6 protein-coding genes are annotated in these 5,206 nt (G+C 65.2%); 4 read left to right on the forward strand and 2 right to left on the reverse strand.

Going from position 1 to position 5,206, the window contains the following annotated elements:
- The 4 genes from AC1DOC_RS18260 to AC1DOC_RS18275 form a co-directional block, all read left to right on the forward strand.
- The coding region (locus tag AC1DOC_RS18260; protein ID WP_478130213.1) for an FAD-dependent oxidoreductase at positions 1-258 on the forward strand (258 nt) is incomplete at its 5' end.
- A gap of 9 nt (positions 259-267) precedes the next feature.
- Positions 268-1,536 (forward strand): M20/M25/M40 family metallo-hydrolase, encoded by a 1,269-nt coding sequence (locus AC1DOC_RS18265; RefSeq protein WP_015865659.1) that lies wholly within the window; start codon positions 268-270, stop codon positions 1,534-1,536.
- Positions 1,533-2,267 carry an amino acid ABC transporter ATP-binding protein gene (locus tag AC1DOC_RS18270; protein WP_015865660.1) on the forward strand — a complete coding sequence of 245 codons (735 nt, stop codon included), beginning with the start codon at positions 1,533-1,535 and terminating at the stop codon, positions 2,265-2,267. Before AC1DOC_RS18265 ends, AC1DOC_RS18270 begins: the two co-directional genes overlap by 4 nt.
- A 241-nt stretch (positions 2,268-2,508) precedes the next feature.
- A complete protein-coding gene (locus AC1DOC_RS18275) occupies positions 2,509-3,234 on the forward strand; it encodes an HAD-IA family hydrolase (RefSeq protein WP_478130214.1) in 726 nt (241 codons plus the stop codon).
- Here AC1DOC_RS18275 and AC1DOC_RS18280 read toward each other — a convergent pair.
- Together AC1DOC_RS18280 and AC1DOC_RS18285 are read right to left on the reverse strand one after the other, a co-directional pair.
- Positions 3,207-3,962, reverse strand: a complete 756-nt coding sequence (locus AC1DOC_RS18280; protein ID WP_015865662.1) for a sulfite exporter TauE/SafE family protein — start codon at positions 3,960-3,962, stop codon at positions 3,207-3,209. The two genes, AC1DOC_RS18275 and AC1DOC_RS18280, sit on opposite strands and share 28 nt — an antisense overlap.
- Before the next feature lie 78 nt (positions 3,963-4,040).
- Positions 4,041-5,042, reverse strand: coding sequence for a tripartite tricarboxylate transporter substrate binding protein (locus AC1DOC_RS18285; protein WP_015865663.1), 1,002 nt, complete (start codon positions 5,040-5,042; stop codon positions 4,041-4,043).
- Between the last annotated feature and the right edge of the window lie 164 nt (positions 5,043-5,206).

Here is a 5,206-nt window from a genome sequence, read left to right on the forward strand (position 1 = left end):
GGCGGGCTGTGGGTTGCGCGGCAGGTGCTGCCGGCCGTGTGCGGCCTGCACATGGTGCGCTGCTGGGCCGGCATGAACGTCAACATCGACGGCGCGCCGATCCTGGGCGACGTGCCCGGCGTGCCCGGCTTCTACAACGCCGTCACCTCCAACGGCTACACCCTGGCGCCCATCGCCGCGCGCCTGGTCGCCGACCTGATCGTGCGCGGGCGCACGGACATCGACATCACGCCTTTCCGGATCGACCGGTTTCTTTGACAGAGCTCCATGACTGACCACTCCCAAGCCCCAGCGCGCGACGTGCTGCGCCAATTCATCGACAGCCACTTCCAGGAACAGGTCGAGACCCTGGCGCAGCTGGTGCAATGCCCGTCCGACAACCCGCCCGGTGATTGCGCGCCGCATGCCGAAGTGGCGGCCCGCCTGCTCGAGGGCATGGACCTGGTGGTCGAACGCCATGCCGTGCCGCCTGCGTTCGCACAGCAGCACGGCATGCGCAGCGTGACCAACCTCATCGTGCGCGAGCGTTTCGGCGAGGGGCCGGTGATTGCCCTGAACGCGCACGGCGACGTGGTGCCGCCGGGCTCGGGCTGGACCGGCTCGCCCTACAGCGGCGAGGTGCGCGACGGATGGCTGTACGGGCGCGGCGCGGCGGTTTCCAAGTCGGACTTCACCACCTACGCCTTCGCGCTGCGTGCGCTGAAGCAGCTGCGCGCCAGCGGCACACCGCTGGCCGGCACGGTCGAGCTGCACCTGACCTACGATGAAGAGACCGGCGGCATGACCGGACCCGGCTGGATTCTTTCGCAAGGCCTGAGCCGCCCCGACTACGTGATCTCCGCCGCTTTCTCGCACCACGTTGTCGTGGCGCACAACGGCTGCCTGCACCTGGAAGTGATCCTGCGCGGCAAGTCGGCGCATGCGGCGCGGCCCGACACGGGCGCCGACGCCATCGAGGCTGCTGCGACCTTGCTGCCCGCGCTGTACCACTACCGCGACCAGTTGGCCGCACGGCCCTCGCAGACCCCCGGCATCACGCATCCGACGATGGTGGTCGGGCTGATCCAGGGCGGCATCAACACCAACGTCGTGGCCGACACGCTGAGCTTGCGCATCGACCGCCGCATCGTGCCGGAAGAGACGCCCGAAGCGGTCGAGGCGGAACTGCGGCAGGTCATCGAAGACGCCTGCGCCACGCTGCCGGGCATCGCCGTCGAGATCCGGCAGATCCTGCTGGCCCGCCCGTTCGCGCCCGCACCCGGTGCGGCTGAGTTTGCCGCCTTGATGTGCCGCGAGGCGAGCGCGGTCATGGGCAAGCCGGTGACACCCATCGGCGTGCCGCTCTACACCGACGCGCGCCTCTACAGCGAAGCCGGCATCCCGACCGTGATGTACGGCGCCGGCCCCGAGTCGCTGCTCGAAGCCAACGGCCACCGCGCCGACGAACGGGTTCCCCTCGACGAGCTGCGCAAGGCGACCCTCGTCGTTGCCCACACGCTGTTGCAGCTCATGGTCCTGCCAAAGGAAACCCGATGATCGACATCAACCAGGTGAGCAAGTGGTACGGCGCGTTCCAGGTGCTGACCGATTGCACGACGCGCATCCGCAAAGGCGAGGTTGTCGTGGTCTGCGGGCCATCGGGTTCGGGCAAGTCCACCTTGATCAAGTGCGTGAACGCGCTGGAGCCCTTCCAGCAGGGCAGCATCACGGTCGACGGGGCCTCGGTGGGCGATCCGAAGATCGACCTCAACCGGCTGCGCTCGCGCGTGGGCATGGTGTTCCAGCACTTCGAGCTGTTTCCTCATCTCTCGATCGAGCAGAACCTCTCGATCGCGCAGGTCAAGGTGCTCAAGCGCTCGTCGAGCGAGGCGCGCACCCGCTCCATGGCGTTGCTCGAGCGCGTCGGCATGAAGGCCCATTCGCACAAGTTTCCCTCGCAACTCTCGGGCGGCCAGCAACAGCGCGTGGCCATCGCACGCGCGCTGGCGATGGACCCGATCGCCATGCTGTTCGACGAGCCCACCTCTGCCCTCGACCCCGAGATGGTCAACGAGGTGCTCGACGTGATGGTTCAGCTGGCGTGCGAAGGCATGACCATGATGTGCGTGACCCATGAGATGGGCTTTGCGCGCAAGGTGGCCAGCCGCGTGATCTTCATGGACCGCGGCAGCATCGTCGAAGATTGCCCGAAGGAAGAGTTCTTTGGCAACCCGGCTGCGCGCTCCGACCGCGCGCAGCAGTTCCTCTCGAAGATCCTGCAGCACTGAGCAGCGTCCAGCACCCGGCGTCCACCCCGCTCCGCACACGCGGCATCGCGCGTACAAGGCCCACGCCAAAGAAGATGCCGTCTTCGGCAAGACTGCGACATCCTGTGCTGGATCACACGCCGAGTTCGGCCTGCCCAGGCCCGCCGAAGCTCCTATGCTCGTGACGTACAGACGCCCGGCAGCCCCCTCGCCTGTTGCCGCTGCGGCGATTTCCTGCCCCTCCCACTGGAGCTTCTCTCGTATGTCCCTGCAAGATTTCAAGGTCCTCACCTTCGACGTGGTCGGCACGCTGATCGATTTCGAGGGCGGCATGCTCGCCTACCTGCGCTCGGYGGTGCCCGGTGCGCGCGTGAGCGACGACGAATTCCTGGCCGCCTACCGCCAGGCCCGCGCCGACGGCCACGCCGGCTGGTACCCCGACGACCTGGAGCGCTGCTGGCACGCCATCGCCCCCGCGCTGGGCCTGCCCGACAGCGATGCGCTGGCCCGTGGCCTGCGCGATTCGGTGGCGCAATGGCCGGCTTTCCCGGACTCCGTGGAGGCGCTGCAGCGGCTGCGCAGGCGCTTCAAGCTGGTCACGATGACCAATGCACAGCAATGGGCGCTGGCCCACTTCGACAAGACGCTGGGCTCGCCCTTCGACATGCTGCTCAGCTGCAACGATGCGCTGTGCGAAAAGCCCGACGCCCGCTACTTCGCCTATGCGCGCGGCCGCTTCGAGGGCGCCTGGGGCTTCAGGCAGGCCGACAACCTGCACGTGGCGCAAAGCCAGTACCACGACATCGGCATCTCCAAAGAGTTGGGCATCGCCACCTGCTGGATCGAGCGCCGCCATGCGCAGAAGGGGTCCGGAGGCACCATCGAGTCGAAACGCACCGAGCCCGACTACCACTTCCGCACGCTGGCTGAACTGGCGGACGCGGTTGGCCGGCCGCACGATCAACCGCTTACGGCCAAACCGCGGTAGATGGCACCAGCGCCAGCGGCCGACAAGAGCAGCAGGACAAGGCGCTTCAAGCGCCCAGGCGACACCAGGGTCCTGGCCTTCGAACCCACGAAGAGTCCCAGCAAGGACATCGGGAGAAGGACGCAAGCCAATCCCAGGATGGAGTCCTTTCCATAAAGACCTGCCACACCAAACGCGGCGGCGCGGCTGATCCCACTCAGAAGGATCACGACGGCAATCGTCGCCCTGAAGCGGTCGACATCAGATAGCCGTCTGGCCAGATAGATCGTATAGATCGGGCCCCCGGTACCAAACAGCGCGCTGAACACGCCGCCAGCCATTCCCAACGGCAAGGACCATACCCTGGCGAGCTGCGGCCTTGCCGCTGAACCGCTGGCCAGCAGATTGCGAACGCTGACAACCAGCACGAAGACGCCGAGGCCCACCAGCGGCCATCTCGGCCCCACGTTGTGGAGCACCACCACCCCTATGGCGATTCCCAACAGCATGGGCGGCAACAGGTGCTTCAACTCCAGCGTGGAAACGCTGCCCCAGTTCTTGCCACCTACCATCGATGTCGCCACCAGATCGAAGAGAACCACCAGAGGCACTGCCACCTGAAGCGGGATGAACTGGACCAGCATGGGCACGGCCACCATTGCCGCACCGAATCCGGTCATTCCGAATACGGCGTATGCGACGAAGACGATGGGCGCAGCAACTGCAACGAGTTCAGGTGATAGTGGCATCGCTCGATAGATGTAGAAAAATGGAAAGTCTGGGCTGTGCGCTCTTGCCCATCTGACCAATCAGGAAGAGACAAGGCCTCAGTTGGCCGAAAGCTTTTTCTTCTCGACGAGGGCCTTCCACTTGCTCGCTTCACCCAGGATCTCCACCTTCAGTGGCTCGGGTGGAACGATGGCAGCCGACATCCCCTGTTCGGTCAGGTATCGTTTCATCCCCGGCTCGGCAACGGCCGCTTTCGCCTCAGTGAGCAAACGGTCGATGGCCGCCTTCGGCGTCCCGGCCGGCGCTGCGAGAGCGAACCAAGCCATGTACTCGAATCCGGGAACGCCGTCCTCGGCCGTGGTGGGAATGTTGGGAAGCAGCGGGGACCGCTCTTTCCCCGTCACCGAAAGTGCGCGGAGCCGTCCGCCCTTGAGAAGCGGAGACATCGCATTGATGTTGGCAACGGCCAGATGCACCGTGCCCGCCATCAGATCTCCATAGGCGGGCCCCTCGCCCTTGTAAGGCACATGCAGAAGCTCGAGTCCCGCGGCGTCTGCCAGCGACTCGCCTGCCATGTGCGTCTGGCTGCCAACCCCCGCTGAGGCGAAGCTGATCTTGGCGGGCCGCTCCTTGGCGTAGGCGATCAGTTCCTTCGTGCTTTTCACTGGCAGGTCGGAATTCACCGTCACTACCATCGGACCGCTGGCCACCTTGCTGATCAGGGAAAAGCTGTTCAAGGTGTAGCCAGGCTTGGCGTAGATAAACTGATTGACCGTGAACATACTCCCCGAAGCCAGCAGCAGTGTGTAGCCATCGGGCGACGACATTGCCACGACCTGGGCGCCCAGATTGCCGCCTGCACCAGGCCTGTTTTCAACGATCACACTTTGCTTGAGACTCTTGGTCAGTTCCACGGCCAGCGCGCGCCCGAGGAGATCGGTGGCACCGCCTGCGGCAAAAGGCACCACGATCCGAATCGGCTTGTCCGCCGGCCAGTCCGCGAGTGCTGTGCCGCAAAGCAGCGGACCGCCAAGCAGTGCGCACGCTGCAACCTGCAGGGCTCGACGACGGGTCGGCTTGGATCTGAACGAGAATTTCATCGTAGTCTCCTTAATGATTGACGTGATGGGTTGCAGCGGTTTGCCCAGGAGCGGGCGATAGATCGCCCTCAAGCCCATTGGCTCGATTCGGTGCATGAGGAGGGGAGTTGGTTTTTGAAGGCGGCCTTAGGCGGAGCCGACCTTTCGAACCAGTTCGTCAGGAC

The sequence above is a fragment of the Variovorax sp. 01T439_2 genome (assembly GCF_056398445.1).